Annotated in this window: 3 protein-coding genes; all 3 read left to right on the top strand. The window is 49.0% G+C overall.

Annotated features, from left to right (window positions below; all coding sequences use genetic code 11):
* Window positions 1-755: 755 nt before the first annotated feature.
* Window positions 756-9,140, top strand: a complete 8,385-nt coding sequence (locus H6570_15050; GenBank protein MCB9320598.1) for a T9SS type A sorting domain-containing protein — start codon at window positions 756-758, stop codon at window positions 9,138-9,140.
* Between the two features lie 258 nt (window positions 9,141-9,398).
* On the top strand, window positions 9,399-10,544 hold the full coding sequence (locus H6570_15045) for a cystathionine gamma-synthase (protein ID MCB9320597.1): 1,146 nt from the start codon (window positions 9,399-9,401) through the stop codon (window positions 10,542-10,544).
* A gap of 364 nt (window positions 10,545-10,908) precedes the next feature.
* Complete coding sequence (locus tag H6570_15040; GenBank protein MCB9320596.1) at window positions 10,909-19,434, top strand: hypothetical protein; 8,526 nt, start codon at window positions 10,909-10,911, stop codon at window positions 19,432-19,434.
* The last annotated feature ends 258 nt before the right edge of the window (window positions 19,435-19,692 follow it).

The following is a 19,692-nucleotide window of genomic DNA, read 5'->3' as shown; positions in this document are numbered from 1 at the left end:
CGACCGAAGGGAGCGTCAGTTGAAACGGCTAAAGGCGTATTGAATAAGCGGATGGTCAAGGTGAATTAATAGGGATGCTGACAATGCGCCAGCATTCGTCAGTAGGATGGTAAAGGTGGATTAACCGATGCTGACAATACGATAGTGTTTTTCAGTGAAAAGAAAGAAGCGCGAGTGCAATGCTGACAACACAATAGTGTTCGTCAGTGAAAAGAAAGAAGCGCGAGTGCAATGCTGACAATACGATAGTGTTCGTCAGTATATTTTAGAAAAGAGGATGTTGCCATGTATGATTTCTACTTGGCAACATTCTTTCTGTTTTGATCGTAATCCTCGATAATTCTACCCTAAGATTTTTAAGAAATGTTACTGTCGAAACGAGGCCCGACGGTATGAAGCCCACAAGAAGTATAATTCCTAACGAAGAAACGAGCAACCTCTATTACGTGTGAGTGACCGCTTCAGAACAATGTCACGCGTTTTCATACACTATAAACTGGATTAGCGCATCAATAGCTCCAGAAATGAACATTTTACCTTGACCGGGGAATTTTGTAGAAAAATCTGCACGAAATATTCATCAATAATTTGTAGAGCATAAAATATACTTTCTTTTTATTATGATAATAAATATTGACTTAAAATTCTAATATTAAATAATTTATAAGTTAATAATAATTATCATATGAAATATAAAATTTGTTTCTATTTTATTATTCGTAAAATTGAAAATTGAGCTATAAATGAATTGACAAATGACCCAGGAATATTACTCACATTCTTTCAGTTTTACGGGAAAATTAAAAATAGGAAATGCATTAACTATTGGTCTGTTCCTACTTGCCCTGGTATCGGGTAATTCGGAGCTGTCTGCACAGGTTGTAAGTGGCTATCCCTGTTTAATAAAAGGAAATTGTACCTATCCTGCGGACCCTGACAACTGTGGATATGGGATACGGTTTCGTAGCGGCTATGACAATCGTACCGTTTGCATGTCCTATTGCACCACCGCTGATTCCATTGAAAAGCAGTTCATCAATTACATGGATAGTCTGCTGTCTCCGAATAACCATTGCCAGAATATCCGTTTAGCCGGGATCGATGTAACCATAGTATCCGGTGGGACATTTAACTCGAGTTTTAATGTTCATGTAGACGATTATCCTGGGGGTGAGGGACAAATTCCTTTACCACTGACCTGTGGAGGAACAGTAAGGTATACTTTCTTTTTGGCCGGTACCTGTCAGAATACAGACTGCGATGATGTCGAATCGGTCAATCAGGCGGTGTTAATCCTCAGGGTTATACCATTGCCAACACCGGAGGTGCCATCTAATGATACAGCCTATACCTGCCAGGATAATATCACCAATACATTTCAAACCTGGTTGGATGAATTTACAGATGGCTCGAATGATTTATTTAATTATGCTACCTGTGATGTGCGCAGAGGGCCTCTCTGTAATCTAAAAACACGTGTTCAGGTATTTTTTGCAGATGATCCAGGCCGCGGTTGGAATCAGGCTTGTTTTATCAATGAAAATATTGTAGCGTGTATGCGTCGAACGCTGATAAGCCAACTGCGACCTTCGGACACCATTTGCGGTAATCGCATCACCATTCGGATTACCAACAGCGATGAAATTTACCAATCCTGTGGAGATTCGGTGCGAGAAGCTACCTTTACCATCATCGATCGATGTCCTCCAACCATCACCTGTCTAACTCAATTTATTGACATTGATCCCAATAACAATTGTGAATATGTGATAGGTGATTATGCGTCTGATCCCTGGGTCTCCGCCACAGATGATTGCAACTCAATGATCGGTGGAATGGACGTTGTCCTATCTCAAATACCCGCACCAAATACAGAGACCTTCACCAGCAGTGGCTATCTCACCTTTGTAGCTACCGATGCCGCAGGAAATTCATCTACGTGCCGGGTGGTGGTAACCGATGCAAAAATTGGAGTTGCAAAAAACCTGGATACCGTTTATCAGCGAAGAACAACGGATGGGCTGATCGAAGCTTGTTTCAGTGTAAAAGTTCAAAACCTGGGTTTAGACACCCTTTACCCGGTGGATCTTTACGATACACTTTATTTTCACACCGAGGTAACAGGGGGAAGCCTGACCTATGACGGCGCTGCGATAGACCCGGTGTTTGCGTACCGCTATAGCGGAGATACCACCTTTGTTTTCGCAGAGGGTGCAAAGCTTGCTCCTGGAGAATACTACATCATTTCTTACTGTGTGATCGCTCCTGCCACCCATTTCAAAAATGCAGATGGATCTGTGTTATGTAATTCTGCAGTAGTCCATGCAGATAATCTGGTTCGTGACACCATGGGACTGCTCGTATCAACTACTTCGGTTATGGATCGATCGGAGAATGGTGATCAGATCGAGCTGGATATCTTTTGTAACGCATCCAACGACGATTGTACACCGGTGTACGTTCCGGGCATCGGATTGGCCAAGAATCTCGACAGTGTCGTTCAGGTGCCCAATGAGCCTGGCATATTTCAGGTCTACACGAGCTTAATAATTAAAAGTATAGGCAATGACCCACTTCAGAACATCACATTGACCGATCATCTTCCAGCGCAAGGATTTATTGAGGTAGATACAGTGCTTTTAGTAGATCATCCGGGAACCACTTCACTGGATTCCTATTTCTATCCAAATAATGAAGGATTTATCATTTTTGGTGGTATCCTACAAACTGGTGATTCAATGATCGTTCAGATTGTAAGTCAATACAGGGCTTACGAGGCATTGGATGTAAGCGGAATGATCATTTGCAATACTGCTTATGCGACTGGTGTAGGAGTTTCCAGCATCGTAAGTGCCATTGATACCTCTCAGGCAGGGACTTTGATCGACCCGGACTTCGATTGGGATCCGGCAAATAACAACGAATGCACGCCACTGCCGATGCCCAGCATCAGCGCAGTGAAAGACTATACGATCGATTCGGTGTTCTGTGATCCAATATTGGGTGAGTTATTTGCAGTAACTTTTACGTACAGTGTGGTTAACACCGGCAACGTGCCATTGGATAGTGTCTGCCTGACGGACGATTTAGTCACCCAGTTGGGAGCTGTATTGATCGATCAGGAAGCATCGGTATACGGGAACAGTGCCAACTGTACGGACCTGACGGTTTCACCGGCATCCGACACGATCTTTTGGTATGCATGTACTCCGTTGCTACCCAATGACAGCATCTGGGCCAGCAAATCGGTGATCCTTGACGCAAAAGCGTCCGGAGCTCCGGTACCATTAATGAACCAGGCGAGGGTAGTGGCTTGGGACACGTTGGGTAAAAAGTTTATAGCAGACCTGTCGGATGCAGGAGATCAGCCTAAGAGCAATAATCCAACTCATTTTGCGGACCAGGGTACGGATAATGATCCAACCCAGGTACGGTTGCCCCTACTGGGGGTAGCCAAATGGGTGGACAGTGTTCGTCTGGTGATGACACCGGATTCGGTGGGTAACTTTGACGTGACCTATAAGATCAAGGTTAAAAACATCGGGAATACGCCATTAGACTCGGTATTGCTGGTTGAGGATCTGGACGGCCAGCTTGGTCCTGCGTATATGATCCCGCCGGATCCCATGGTAACAGTAACCAATGGCACCGGAAATGCTTCCTACAACGGTACTACAAACGATACATTATTAAGCCCATCGGCGAATAAACTTGGGGTGGATGACAGCATCGTGGTATGCCTGAAGATTATGGTGAATCCCAATGCCATGGGCGCCTCGGACACCCTGCTCAATCAAGCATATGCCTGGGCCGTAGATACGGTATCGGGCTATACCACGGAAGACTATTCGGATGCCGGAATGGATGCCGAAGGAACCAATGGGGAGGGGGAATGCGACGATCCTACTCTGGTACAATTAAAAGACATCAACGTATCGAAGCAGATCCTGCGTGTGACCACTTACCGACAGGATTCACTTCCGGGTGTTGCAGCCGTTGAATTCCAGGTGCTGATCAAGAACAAGGGGAATGTTCCATTTTATGATCTGATGCTGGTGGATTCGATCGCCGATCAATTGGGATCGGCCCTGGTTGCTGTTCTGGAACCGCCCAGTATTCACGAGCCACCGCAGTTGATCAACGGGGTGGTGACCAGCCTGAATGGGACCTCCTATCTGCCCACCATACAGGATTTCCCGAAGATACTGGATGGCACCATGGTGCTGGATACTCTGGAAAGGGATTCTTTTATCGATGTACGATTTACTTTGCTGATTGATCCAAACGCTGTCGGAGCACCTTCACCGTTAAAAAATCAGGCTGTGGTGATGGGTAATACCATCATCGGTGACCACACCGACCGCAGCGATACCGGACCGGATCCGGAGAGCTCGAATGGAGGTGAAGAAGGAGATACCGGCGGGGAGCACGATCCAACCTGCGTGAATGTACCCATGGTCAACCTGAATAAGAATCTGGATCATGTGGAAGACAGCCCGGCACTGGGTAACTTCCGGGCAGTCTATCATTTGACCATAACCAATACAGGGAATACGCCTCTTGACAGTCTGAGCCTTACGGACGATATAATGACACAGTTTGGTATCTACTTCCAAAATGTCGTTAGCGTCGGGGTACTTTCGTCGAATGCTACGGCTGGTGTTGATGTTGATCCAGGTTATGACGGAACCGCAGGATCGAACATGCTTATTCCTTCGGATGCTACCTATCTGGAACCTGGTCAGCAGATCACCATTGAATTGAAAGTGGAGATTGATCCGGTGATCGGTAATTTAACGGCAGATACGTTGTACAATCAGTCGGAGGTATGGGCCAGAGGGGTAAGTCCAAGCGGTATAGAGATCAATGGTAACGACGGCCTGGTCGATGCTTATGGCCGGGTGATCTGGACCCATGACCTGTCGGACCCTGGAGTTGATCCGGATGGTCTGAACCCCGGAGCTCCGGGTGATCAGGGTACCGGCAATGATCCGACCATCATCCCACCTTGCTGGACGAATTGCGATGGCGCCTGTGAGGACCTGGTGAATGTATCGTTAGGAAGTGATTGTCAGACCTTTCTCACCGGTGGCGTGCTGATTCAGGGGAAAGATCCCTATTGTGTGCAACTGGGCTTCTATGCAGTCACATCCATCAAAGACCGTAATGGTAATCCGGTATCCAATCCGGTGACCGCGGATTACCGGGGGCAGGAGTTGTATGTCACGGTGGAAAATATTGTATGCGAAAACAGCTGTTGGGGCATAGTCAAAGTGGAAGACAAAATGCCACCACAAATTGTGTGTACCAACGATACGATCAGCTGTCTGCAAATGGCAGAAAGGGAAGACCTGATTGAGTTGTCGGACAATTGTATGGAATACCCACCTAAGTTGGAAGTACTTGAAAAGCAATGGACAAGTCTGGGTTGCGATGACCGTGAATTTATCGGTTACCTGGCGCGTAAAGTAAGGGCAACAGACGTGTGGGGCAATTACAACGAATGCCGCGATACCCTTTTTGTACGCAAGGAAACCATTGACAGCCTGGTCTGCGGTCCGGATACGCTGATCGAATGCACGACCGAAGTGGTCCGCAATGGCAAGACCGTAGAATTATTGTGGAATACCGGCAAAAACGGCGATACCTATCTGGATGCCGAGGGATATGCCCATCCCTGGCCTACGAATGGATATGGCTATTTCCCGGCGCCTTATCTGAAGAGCACGCAACCAGGACAGGAACCTGGTTATTTATTGCCACTTCAAACCGATGCAGGGCCTGATTTTACCAATACCGGCAAATGCCAGATCGTATTTGATTACGAAGATCACATCGTGCCGACCTGTGGCAAGTCTTATAAGATCCGCCGGACCTGGCACATCTATGATTGGTGTGGCCGGCGTGATACGACCTGTGTGCAGTGGTTCAAGATCACGGACACCACAGCTCCGGTCATTGAGAGTAAATATCTGTACGCAATGGGCAACGAGTGTTCTGATGTGCCGAGAGTACTTCTTGATAGAGCGGCAAGCCTGGAAGCTTTGACGGCATGTGCTATCCTTGAAGCCGAGGTAGATCCGCATGACTGCAAAGCAACGGTCATCCTGACTGATCCACGTGCCTGGGTACTGAAAGACTGTGATGACCAGATAGAGGTCTACTATGAGATTGAATACGTAGATCCGACCCATCCGGGTAAAGTCTTGCTGGAATCCGGAAACATCGCGGAAGGGGAGACGGCTCATGTTTACCTGCCGACTGGCTGGCACAACGTAGTATACCACATACGTGACCAGTGCTGGAACGAAACCTTGTTGCTGCAGGGTATCAGCGTCTACGACAACACACCGCCGACGCCGGTGTGTGATGAGATCACTCAGGTGACCCTGGATCCGGAGAAATGCTGGGCCCGCGTTTATGCGAAAGACCTGGACGATGGCAGCCACGACAACTGCTGTGACCAGCTTCATTTTGCAGTGGCCAATATGGACAGTATCATGTATTGGCGGGATTACTGGAAGTCATACATCATCAACTGTGTCGGTGAATCCAATTATGAGACAGGCAAAGATTTTTACGTTACGCTAATTGAAGAATGGATTAATATATTCGTCTTTGACGATTACATCGATGTATCGGAATGCGGTAGCGAACAATTGGTCTTACGGGTGTATGAAGCTTGTGATTTGCCGGTCTATGATGCGCATACATTTTTTGCCGGTGAACACAAATGGTATTGGTGGAATCACTCCTATTATTTCCAGATGTGGTATTTGTGGCGATTGGATGAATACATCCAATACAAGAATCCCCGTATGGATATAAGTTGTTTTGAAGCAGTATCGACAACATACGCATTTTATGATGTTCTACAGATTGGGTATGGTTTGAAAATCGGTGAGCACTTCGATACCAATCCGCTCTTGGCAGAATATGGTTATTTTGGGTGCCCAACTGCCGACTTGCCTGCCAGCTCACTTTTAGAAATTCAATTACCTGAATTGTCCAACAGCCATACGCCGGTACCCTTTTCCTTGTGCGGGTGGTCACCCTATATGACAAAAGATCAGCAGGATTGGTCTCAGCGTGTATTGGAACCATATCGTACAGAAGCTGAAATCACGAAACGCCTTAATCTGACCACACCTTATTATACCCCGGTTCGATACAGCGACTGCATGATTGAGGTGCTGAAGGATGACAAGACACCGCCGGTGGTTGTAGCTCCTGAAGATGTGACGGTTTACTGCGATGGTGTTCCCTACTGGTGGACGTTGACGAAGCCCTATGCCGGCGGTACGAAGACCGCCACGGTGAATGGGCATGGCGCCTCCTTTACGCATGATGTATGTGAAGGAGAGGATGCCTTGCAGACGTATTGTTCCAGTCCTGACGTATATCCGGCGGGAACAAATACATCCGGAGACCTTGCTGAAGGGCCGGTATGCTGTGTGGAGATCCCCTGGGATGGCGGAGACTTCGGCTACTACGGAGGCTCGGTCTGTGGGGAATACAGCTATGCCGGTGGGGTGAACTGTGATGAATACAGTTACTGGTATCACGATCACAACTGGCAGCCGATCTACTGCCGCTTGTGGCTGATGCTGGATAAATACGACAACCCGGACGGTGGACACCCGAACCCGCAAAGTTACTTTGATGAGACGGCGGAAGACTGGGTGATCACGGACAACTGCTGGGCGCCGGAAACGGAAGTGGAATACAGTGGAAGCCTGAACGAATGTGGGGTAGGGACGCTGACCAAGACGGTGACGGCCACCGACAAGTGTGGTAACACCGCGTACGACACGCAGACGCTTTATGTGAAGCCACGCTCCGACTTTGAGGTGATCTTCCCGGAAGATGTAGTGGTGAATTGTACCGACCCGGGCAGCCTGGCGGCAGACCGCACGGGAGCAGGTTATCCGGAGATCAACGACGACGACTGTGAGCTGATCGGGGTGACGTACTCAGATGAGCGCTACGATGTGACGGAAGGTTGTTACAAGATCTTAAGGACGTGGAAGCTGATCGACTGGTGTGTTTATTCACCGGATCTGCACAGCCGTTATCCGGATGTGATCGTCGACGACCGGTTGGTAGCGAGTGAGAGCAGATGCTGCATCCACCGCAACCTGAAAGATGACGGCGATGGATACATGACCTATCTGCAGGTGATCAAGGTGATCGACGATGAAGCGCCGGTGATTGTATGCAATGAGCTGGCCGAGACCTGCATCCTGGACAACAACTGCGATGCAGCGACGGTCCGGTATGAGTTGCTGGCCTCAGGCACAGACAACTGTGCCGCTGAAGACGAGATCCAATACCGCTATACGGTATTGGCGGAGGAGACCACGCCGGTAGCCTACGGACAAGGCCATGAATTAACAGCAGAACTGGTGGTAGGTACCTATGGTGTCTGGCTGGTAGGTAAGGACCGTTGTGGCAACGAGGACAGCTGCTACACGACATTTACGATAAGAGACTGCAAGAACCCAACCCCCTATTGTTACCATGGCATCGCCACGGTGGTGATGAGTCCATCGGGCGAAGTGGAAGTATGGGCTACGGACTTTGATGCGGGCAGCTACGACAACTGTACCACGGCCGACAACCTGATCCTGAGCTTCACGGAAGATGGCGAAACGCCAAGTATCACATTCACCTGTGCCGATATCCCGGATGGACGTTCCCAGGAGATCGAGGTGGAGATCTGGGTCATCGACGAGGCCGGTAACAAAGACTTCTGTACAACGACGTTGCTGCTACAGGATAACACTGGCAATGCCTGCCAGGACAGCAGTCCGTTGACAGAGTCGGGATCCGGAGTAGCATCATCGGGACAAAAGGTAAAAGGAGAAGGGACAAGGACCCCAGAACTCAATCAGAATACGCCAAACCCATTCAGCGGGGAGACGAAGATCGGCTTCTGGTTGCCGGAAAGCATGACAGCCACCCTGAAGGTGATGGATGTGACAGGTAAGGAGCTCTACCGGGTGACCGGTAGTTATTCAGGCGGTAATCATTTGATCACGCTGGAAGCTGGCAGCATCCCGGAAGTGAAAGGAGTGTTATTTTACCAACTGGAAACGGAAAGAGGCGTATTGAACAGAAGGATGGTCAAGGTGGATTAACCGATGCTGACAACACGATAGTGTTCGTCAGTAGCATGGTGAAGGTGAATTAGTAGGGATGCTGACATTGCGAAAGCAATCGTCAGTAAAAAACACTAAGAATCATACAACAAAGCAGTCATCTCATCATTGGGGTGACTGCTTTGATTTTAGAATCAGAATGTAAATAATCCTATTTTTGCCTCGCTTTCCTACCAAAAAGTAAATTGGATCCAGTTTCTGAATACTGATTACTAATTACTGAAATACTGTATAAATATGCGTTTCGGAACCAAAGTTATCCATGCCGGAATAGAGCCGGACCCAACTACTGGAGCTATTATGACTCCGATTTATCAGACGTCAACCTATGTCCAGGAAGCACCTGGAAAACATAAGGGGTTTGAATATGCCCGAACCCAGAATCCTACGAGGAAGGTCCTCGAGGATAATTTGGCATCGCTGGAGAACGGCCAGTTTGGGATTGCATATGCGAGTGGATTAGCGGCCATGGATGCGGTGCTGAAATTGCTTAAGCCTGGTGATGAAGTGTTGTCAACCAATGACTTGTATGGTGGTTCCTACCGCTTGATCAAACGGATATACGAGAAATTTGGGATCCGGGGTCGATTTGTGGATATGTCCAGGGGTGATGAATTCGCAATGAACATCAATTCCGCTACAAGGCTGATCTGGTTGGAGACACCGACGAATCCCATGTTAAATATCATTGACATTGCTGCGGTGTGTGAAGTGGCTAAAGCAAAAAACATACTGGTCTGTGTGGACAACACATTTGCCTCACCCTACCTCCAAAATCCGCTGGACCTTGGTGCCGATCTGGTTCTCCATTCCGCTACGAAATACCTGGCAGGTCACAGTGATGTTATCCTGGGTGCAATAATTACCCGGAGCCAGGAACTGGCTGACCAGTTGCATTTTATTCAGAATGCTTCCGGTGCAGTACCAGGGCCTCAGGATTGTTTTTTAGCTCTGCGCGGTATCAAAACGTTGCACCTCAGGGTTCAGCGTGCCTGCGAAAATGCCGCTGAACTGGCACACTGGCTGGAGAATCATCCCAAAGTTGGCCAGGTGAATTACCCCGGACTTCCTCAACACCCGGGCCATGCCGTTGCCAAAAAACAGATGCGGGCATTTGGAGCAATGATCTCCTTTGACCTGAAGAATAATACGCTGGAAAATGCATACCACGTGCTGAGCAGTACCCATTATTTCTCCCTGGCCGAATCATTGGGTGGGGTCGAATCCCTGATCGGTCATCCGGCAAGTATGACACACGCTTCCATCCCACGTGAGGAAAGGTTAAAAGTCGGATTGACGGATTCTTTGATCCGTCTCAGCGTGGGCGTTGAGGATATTGAAGATCTGAAAGCCGACCTGGATCAGGCGCTACAGGCGACCTGATTCTTTCGTGAAAAATTGGGATTTTTAGCCAATAGCTTGTACATGTGCCAGAACATGGGCCGGTTTTGGTATTAAAAATTTTGATATATATAAAATTTTACTGTTGTCTTTGGCTGTCTATAGGTAATTATGTAGTTTCGTGGAAGTGTATTCCAGCACCAAAGGGTGTTGGATATATGTGTATAAATAACCGACCAACCGAGTATGAACCTTCTCTCCTGTCAGGAAGTGCAGAATTACCATCTTCAGGTAGCATGCACAAGTACTGTGTGTGACTGTAAATAAATTCACACGGCATTTTCTAGTATTTATCATAGGATCATCTTGGTGATTGGTTTTAAACCAAACTGAAAAGACGTAGTCTATGAAAAAGCTTTACGCTCATTTTTTTGGATATAAGTTTTGGGTACTGGCCACTGCACTCATAGGTGGAGTATGGGTTGCTTCCCATTGGGAAAAGCTTGAAGACCAATTGATCCCAAAAGAATGGGAGCATGAAGAGGGCGAATATGAGGACGAAGAGGATGAAAATGAGCAACAGCGTTCGGAGGATATTGCCTACATGGAATTCATGAAGACGAGGGATCTTTCCATGAATGAAATCCCCAAGGAGCGTCTGATGGATGCCATGCATTACCGTGATGAAATGACTGCCCAATTGCCTGGCACCTCCGCTGCACCAGTAGCAGGTGTGATGTGGCAGGAACGCGGCCCATCCAATGTGTCAGGCCGTATCAGAGCCATTCTGGTCGATTCCAGAGATAATACAGGAAATACCGTACTGGTTGGAGGTGTTGGTGGAGGTGTTTGGCGGACGACCAATGCCCAGGCAGCGACCCCGACCTGGAATAAAATCAACGATTTCTTTGACAACATTGCCGTGTCAAGTTTGGCCCAGGATCCCAGTAATCCGTCCACCATCTACTTCGGTACCGGAGAAGGCTGGTTTAATTCGGATGCCATCCAGGGTCTGGGGATCTGGAAATCAACCGATGGCGGCTTAACCTTCAGCCAGCTGGCTTCCACGAATAACAACAGTTTCTTTTTTGTTCAGAAAATTAAAGTTGACGCTGGTGGTAACATCTTCGCCGCCACCCGCGGGGCAGGACTGCAATACTCCAGTGACGGCGGTATGACCTGGGGTAATATTTTGGCTACCTCGACTATCCTGGGTACTATGAATCCCAAATTTCCAACCAATCGCGTAGCTGATATTGAAATCGCGGCGGATGGTGACATTTATGCAGCAGTTGGGATAGGAACTGGCTTTACAGATGGCATTTACCGATCCACGGATGGCGGCGCCACCTGGACTTTCCTTAACAATGGCTCCAACGGACTACCTACGACCGGCTATGAGCGGATCGAATTAGCGGTAGCCCCAAGCAATGCCAACCGGTTATATGCTTTGTTTGAAAGTTCCGGGACCCCGGCCTCCTGTATGGGCATTTATACCACGACCGATGGCGGCAACAATTGGACCTCCCTGCCAGTACCGACCATTAATGATAATGGCAACACCATTGAGTTTACCCGGGGACAAGCCTGGTACGACCTGATTTGTGCAGTGGATCCAAACAGTGATACCCGCTTGTTTATAGGCGGTGTGGACCTTATGGAAAGTGTTGACGGTGGTAACACGTTCTTCCAGATCAGTTCATGGGTTGGGGTTGGTGGATTTCAAACGGTGCACGCCGACCATCATGCCATTGAACTGGTGTATGATCCCAATTACAACACCAATGGCCGTAGTGCCTACTTTATGTTTTTTGGCAATGATGGCGGATTTTACACCGGGTATAATGTAACCGGATTTAACCTGGCACCCGCCATCATGTTTAAAGGCAACGATCTGAATATCACCCAGTTCTACTCCACGGATCAGGATCCCGGCGCCGGTTCGAATATCATCATTGGAGGAACACAGGATAACGGGACGCAGTACTTTGACATGACCGGTATAGAACCTACCGTTAATGTAACGGGTGGGGATGGCGGATTTGCCCATATCGATCAGGATCAACCGGCTATCCAGGTCGGAGCCACTACCTATAACCGCTACCAGGTTACCAACGATTCCTGGGGTACCAAGACGAACGTCAATTTTCCTCTTTCAGGTAGACCCAACGGCATGTTCATCAACCCAACGGATTACGACGATATCAACAATGTGCTTTTTGGCTCTTACCGTACCCAATGGTATACCATGATCCGTGATGTGGGCAATACCAATGTCCGGGATTCCGGGATGGTGTCCCAGATTCCGAATGGACACATCATCAGTGCCGTGGAAGTATCGCCTAACGTCAATGACCGGGTCTATTTTGGTACCGATAACGGGGCCATCGTTCGGGTTGACAATGCATCGACTGCAGCAGGTGGTACTATTGCCGGTACCGTAATAAGCCCTCCGGGTGGTGGATATGTATCCAATATTGAGGTTGAAGTCGGGGATGAAAACCACATCCTGATGACCTTCTCCAATTATGGAATCAACAGCGTCTGGGAATCGCGTGACGGAGGATCCAACTGGACCTCCATAGAAGGTAATTTGCCGGATATGCCTATCCGTTGGATCACACTCTATCCAGGGGTAGATTTCATTGCATTTGTCGGTACCGAGGTAGGTGTCTGGTCTACCAACTTCATCAATGGTGGAAGTACGGTTTGGGGACCTACCAATGGTGGCTTGGCTAATACCCGCATTGATATGCTTAATGCACGTTCTGCAGATGGTGTTTTCACTGCTGCATCCCATGGTCGTGGCATGTTTCAGGCTGACATACCCCCGTTTACTGACTTTGCGGTGGCTAAGTCCTTTGACAGCGTGACCGTACTGGCCGATGGACACAGCCGGGCCTGGTTTTCTTTGACCGCCTGCAATATAGGCCTGGATACCCTGGATGGTATTGAAATACGGGATACCTTCCGGTTTCCTGATTCAGAATGTGATCCGGTTTCCTCTATCTATTTACCGACGTTTACTTACGACGATGATTTAACTTTTACCGGAGCGGGTATCAGTGGTACAACTACCGCAATTTATGTCAGCTATTCTGGTGATGCAATGGCCCCCGGGGATTGCGACACCCTGGTGTTTGCAGTAACCTTTCAACCGAATACCGCACCGGCTCCGGGCGATAATTATGCTTACAGTACAGCTACCGGGCGTACGACCGGCCTGATGGTGTCGGATGTTTCCAATGTTGGAACCATGGCTTTTCCGGACAGCATGTCGGCAACACCCTATTTCCTGCCTTCCATTGACGTAGTCAAATGGGTGGACAGTGTTTACCTGGTCATGACGCCACCGGATTCGGTCGGCAATTTCCAGGTGATGTATAAAATGAAAATAGCCAATACCGGCAACGTAGCCATGGATCACTTGACCCTCTACGACAACCTGGACGACCCGGCTCTGCTTGGGACAGGTTATATGGCTTCTATGGGACTTCCCCAGATTGATATAACGTATCCGGCATCTCCGGCATACAGCGCCAACCCAGCTTATGATGGTGTGGCGAACGACTCCATTTTCCTCAGCTCCAGCGGGGTCACCATTCCTGCCGGTGACAGCATCATATTGTGCATGCGGATCATGGTCAACCCGAATGCTGCCGGAGCACCTGATACCCTATACAATCAAGCCATCGCGACAGGTCGTGATCCGGTATTTGCCGCCATGGTATTTGATACTTCGGATTACGGACGCAATGAGTTAACATCCAACGGCAGTGGGGATTGTAACGATCCGACACCGCTCAACCTGGTGGACATCAACATCTCGAAGCAGATCCTGGCGGTAAGACCCTACAATCAGGGTACCAACCCGGGTGATGTATTGGTTGATTTCCAGTTGCTGGTAAAGAATAAAGGCAATGTGCCCATCTATGACATCATGGTGACCGATCCGGTAACGACCAATCTGGGAGCTACGCTGGTAAGTGTCATTAATGCACCTTCGCTGGTCGTACCTCCACAGATCATTCATGGCGCTCCGGTAGACCAGTTGCCAGCCACCGTATCGCCTACCATCATGGCTTTCCCGAAAGTGATTGATGGAAGCATGGAAAACGATACGCTTGACCGGGATGAATTTCTGGACATCCGTTACACGTTATTGACCAATCCCAATGCGATCGCCAATCCCAGTTATACGACCCTGCTCAATCAGGCCATTGCAATGGGCGACAGCCAGGTGGGTATGACCGTGGATACCTCAGATACAGGATGGGATCCGGAGAACCGGAATGCAGGAGCATTGGGTGATTCCGGCATGGAAAATGATCCGACGCTGGTGACGCTGCCCATACTGAACATTGCCAAAAAAATCGAGAAAGTATACCGGCCGCTGAGTGGAGTTCAGGGGAATTTCGACGCGGTTTACCGCATTTATTTTGAAAATACAGGTAATACGCCTCTGGATAGCATCGTCCTGAATGAAGACCTTTCGGCTTCTTTCGGACCATATTTTGTACAGGCGGTATCGGTTACCATAGAGAACAATACGGCTTCCATACCACCCGCTGTGAATCCTTCTTATTCCGGTATGGCACCCAATCAAAATCTGGTCATATCGAGTCCGGGTACGTTGGTCTTTCCGGGAGAAGGATTCGAAGTAGTCCTGCGGGTGGAGATCGATCCGGATGCCGGCGGTTTGCTGTGTGATAGCCTGGCTAATCAGGTACTTGGTATGGGACGGGCCAATGATAATGCAGGAAACACAATACTGGATGCGTCCCTGTTGCCCATGATCACCTACGATAGCTCAGATGCCGGTATCTATCCTGAAACGCTGAACCCAGAGGACTTTGCTGACCGCGGCACCGGTAACGATTCGACGAGGATCCCTCCCTGCTGGAAAGACGAACCGACATGCCAGGATATGGTCAACATCAGCCTTGGCTCTGACTGTCAGGTATTGATCAATCCGGGCATGATACTCAATGGAGTCAGTTTTGAGTGCATCGCTTTGTGCTTCTGGGAAGTCACGAGCATCAAGGATATGTGGGGTAATGATGTGCCCAATCCGGTGACCGGTGATTATGCCGGTCAGACCCTGACCATCTCCGTACGCAACATAGTGACCAATAACGTATGCTGGAGCAAGGCCAAGATTGAGGAGAAATTCCCGCCACAGATCATCTGTCAGAACGATACCATCAGCTGCCTGGAAATGGATGCGAAGATAGATCTCGTATTGCTGGAGGACAATTGCCAGATGTATCCGGCGAGGATGGAAGTACTGGAAAAACAATGGACGGACCTGGGCTGTGATGACCGGGAGTTCATCGGCTATATGGCCAGAAAAGTCCGGGCTACCGATGCCTGGGGCAATTTCAGAGAGTGCCGGGATACCTTGTTCGTGCGCAAGGAGACCATCGATAGCCTGATCTGCGGCCCGGACACGTTAGTGGACTGCAACCTGCAGCATCAATTATCGAATGGTACCTGGGTGGATGTATTATGGCAAAGTGGAAAGAATGGATATACTTACCTGGATGACCAGGGTTATGCACACCCGTGGCCTACGGATGATAATGGTATATTCCCAGCGCCCTATCTGAAGAGTACTCAACCAGGCCAGGAACCGGGCTATTTATTACCCAAACATACCGATGCCGGACCTGACTTTGCCAACTCGGGCAAGTGTCAGATCGTCTTTGAATATGAAGATCATGTGATACCTACTTGTGGCAAGGCATACAAGATCCGCCGGACCTGGCACATCTATGATTGGTGTGGAGGTCGCGATACGACTTGCGTGCAGTGGTTTAAGGTCCAGGATCATACCCCGCCTTTCGTCATGGAGGAAATGCTGGGTAATATCAAATTGCTACCGCCGGATCTGGCCAATACGACCCGATACATTTTGAGTGAGTCAAAAGATTTGTATGTAGCAGCAGATCCACACGACTGCAAGGCTGGATTGCAACTGGCCGACGTGCGCAATTACGTTGAGCGGCGTCCTGGTAAATCCTACGCCTATGAATGTGATGATGAACTGACGTTGTATTACGAGGTGAGCTATTCCGATCCCAGCCATCCGGGCAAGCAGATCACACAGCAGGGCGATTACGATAAGGACGGTGGTCATCTCTACCTGCCTGCCGGCTGGCATTACATTCTCTGGACCATCCGCGACCGCTGTTGGAATGAATTTACCATCTGGCAACGCGCTTTTGTGGAAGATGTGACGCCACCAACACCGGTATGCGACGAGATCACGCAGGTGACCCTTGATCCGAAAGAATGCTGGGCCTGTGTTTATGCGAAAGACCTGGACGACGGCAGCCACGATAATTGTTGTGATAAACTTCATTTTGCAGTGGCCAGCATGGATTCTATCACCTACTGGAGAGATTATTGGACCAGCTATTTTGAGGATTGCCTCGATCCATACGATTACCATCATTATCGTGATGATATCGATGAAGCCATTGAGGAATGGATTAATGTATTTGTGTTTGATGATTACATCGACGTCACGGAATGCGGAAGTGAGCAACTGGTATTGAGGGTGTATGAGGCTTGTGACGTGCCTGAATACGATCCACATACCTTCTATGGCGGGGAACATGAATGGTATTGGTGGAATCTTTCGCAAAACTTCTTACAATGGTATTTCTGGCGATTGGATGATTATGTGCACTACGGGGATCCACGGGCAAGCTTCAAATGTGATATCGAAGTATGGAAAACTTCCAATCAAAATTATTGGAATAATCCATTTCAGGTGTGTCTGCTAGAACCTGTATATAAAACGCACGGCACGTATCCAAGCCGCACATGTGGGTATCTCCTTACGACTGAAGCGGATAAGATCGAGTGGCAAAATCGTGTATTCAATCCATATCGTGAAGAGTCTTTAATATCGTTTTCATTATCTGATAATAAACGGTGGCACTTCCCACACCTCTACAGCGATTGCATGATTGAAGTGCGTAAAGACGACAAGACACCTCCAGTGGTTGTAGCTCCTGAAGATGTCACGGTGTACTGCGATGGCGTACCTTACTGGTGGACGCTGACGAAGAGCTATGCCGGAGGTACCAAAACCGCCACAGTGAATGGGCATGGCGCCTCCTTTACGCATGATGTATGTGAAGGAGAGGATGCCTTGCAGACGTATTGTTCCAGTCCTGACGTTTATCCGGCGGGAATAAATACATCCGGAGACCTTGCTGAAGGACCGGTGTGTTGCGTTGAGATCCCCTGGGATGGCGGAGACTTCGGTTACTACGGAGGCTCGGTCTGCGGGGAATACAGTTATGCCGGCGGCGTGAACTGCGATGAATATAGCTACTGGTACCACGATCACAACTGGCAGCCGATCTACTGCCGCTTGTGGCTGATGCTGGATAAATACGACAACCCGGACGGTGGACATCCCAATCCGCAAAGTTACTTTGACGAGACGGCGGAAGACTGGGTGATCACGGACAACTGCTGGGCACCGGAAACGGAAGTGGAATACAGTGGCAGCCTGAACGAATGTGGGGTAGGGACGCTGACCAAGACCGTGACGGCCACCGACAAGTGTGGTAACACGGCATACGACACGCAGACGCTGTATGTGAAGCCGCGCTCCGACTTTGAGGTGATCTTCCCGGCAGATGTGGTGGTGAACTGCACAGACCAGGCCAGCCTGGCAGCAGACCGCACGGGAGCAGGTTATCCGGAGATCAGCGACGACGACTGTGAGCTGATTGGGGTGACGTACTCGGATGAGCGCTACGATGTGACGGAAGGCTGCTACAAGATCCTGCGGACGTGGAAGCTGATCGACTGGTGTGTTTATTCACCGGACCTCCACAGCCGCTATCCGGATGTGATCGTCGACGACCGGTTGGTAGCGAGTGAGAGCAGATGCTGCATCCACCGCAACCTGAAGGATGACGGTGATGGATACATGACCTATCTGCAGGTGATCAAGGTGATCGACGACGAAGCACCGGTGATCGTATGCAATGAGCTGGAAGAGACCTGCATCCTGGACAACAACTGCGATGCAGCGACGGTACGGTACGAGTTGCTGGCTTCAGGCACGGACAACTGTGCTGCTGAAGATGAGATCCAATACCGCTACACGGTATTGGCGGATGAGACCACGCCGGTAGCGTATGGACAAGGTCATGAATTAACAGCAGAACTGGCGGTAGGCACTTATGGCGTCTGGCTGGTAGGTAAGGACCGCTGTGGCAATGAGGACAGCTGTTATACGACATTTACGATAAGAGACTGCAAGAACCCAACGCCTTATTGTTACCATGGCATCGCTACGGTGGTGATGAGTCCTTCGGGCGAGGTGGAGATCTGGGCTACAGATTTCGATGCGGGCAGTTACGATAATTGTACTTATGCTGATAAGTTAATTTTCAGCTTTACTGAAGATGGTGAGACACCGAGCTGGACCTATACCTGTGCCGATATCCCGGATGGACGTTCTCAGGAGATTGAAGTGGAGATCTGGGTCATCGATGAGGCCGGTAACAAGGACTTCTGCACGACAACCTTATTGCTGCAGGACAACACCGGAAATGCCTGCCAGGACAGCAGCCCGTTGACGGAGTCGGGATCCGGAGTAGCATCTCCGGGACAAAAGGTAAAGGGAGAAGGGGTAAGGACGCCAGAGCTATACCAGAACACGCCGAACCCATTCAGTGGGGAGACGAAGATCGGATTCTGGCTGCCGGAAAGCATGACAGCCACGTTGAAGATCATGGACGTGACGGGTAAAGAGCTCTACCGGGTAAGCGGAACTTATTCGGGTGGTAATCATTTGATTACGCTGGAAGCTGGTAGTATCCCCGAAGTGAAAGGGGTGTTATTCTACCAATTGGAGACAATTTCAGGTGTTCTCAATAAACGGATGGTCAAAGTGAATTAACCAATGCTGACCGGTGCTGACCGACCGCAGGGAGCGTCAGTAGAAACGGAAAAAGGGGTATTGAATAAGCGCATGGTGAAGGTGAATTAATGAATGCTGACAAAGCTTTGCCTATCGTCAGTAGAATGCTGACAAAGCTTTAGCTTTGATGTGTAAATGCTGAAAACATATTAACCTTTGACCTCATTATAATCAAAAGGGCACATAGTCAACTATGTGCCCTTTTGCATAAATACCAACGGAATAAGCAGTGATCAG

The sequence above is a fragment of the Lewinellaceae bacterium genome, assembly GCA_020636135.1.
GTDB lineage: Bacteria > Bacteroidota > Bacteroidia > Chitinophagales > Saprospiraceae > JAGQXC01.
Note: the sequence above shows the minus strand (reverse complement) of the source record. Positions and strands in the feature narration are given on the sequence as shown.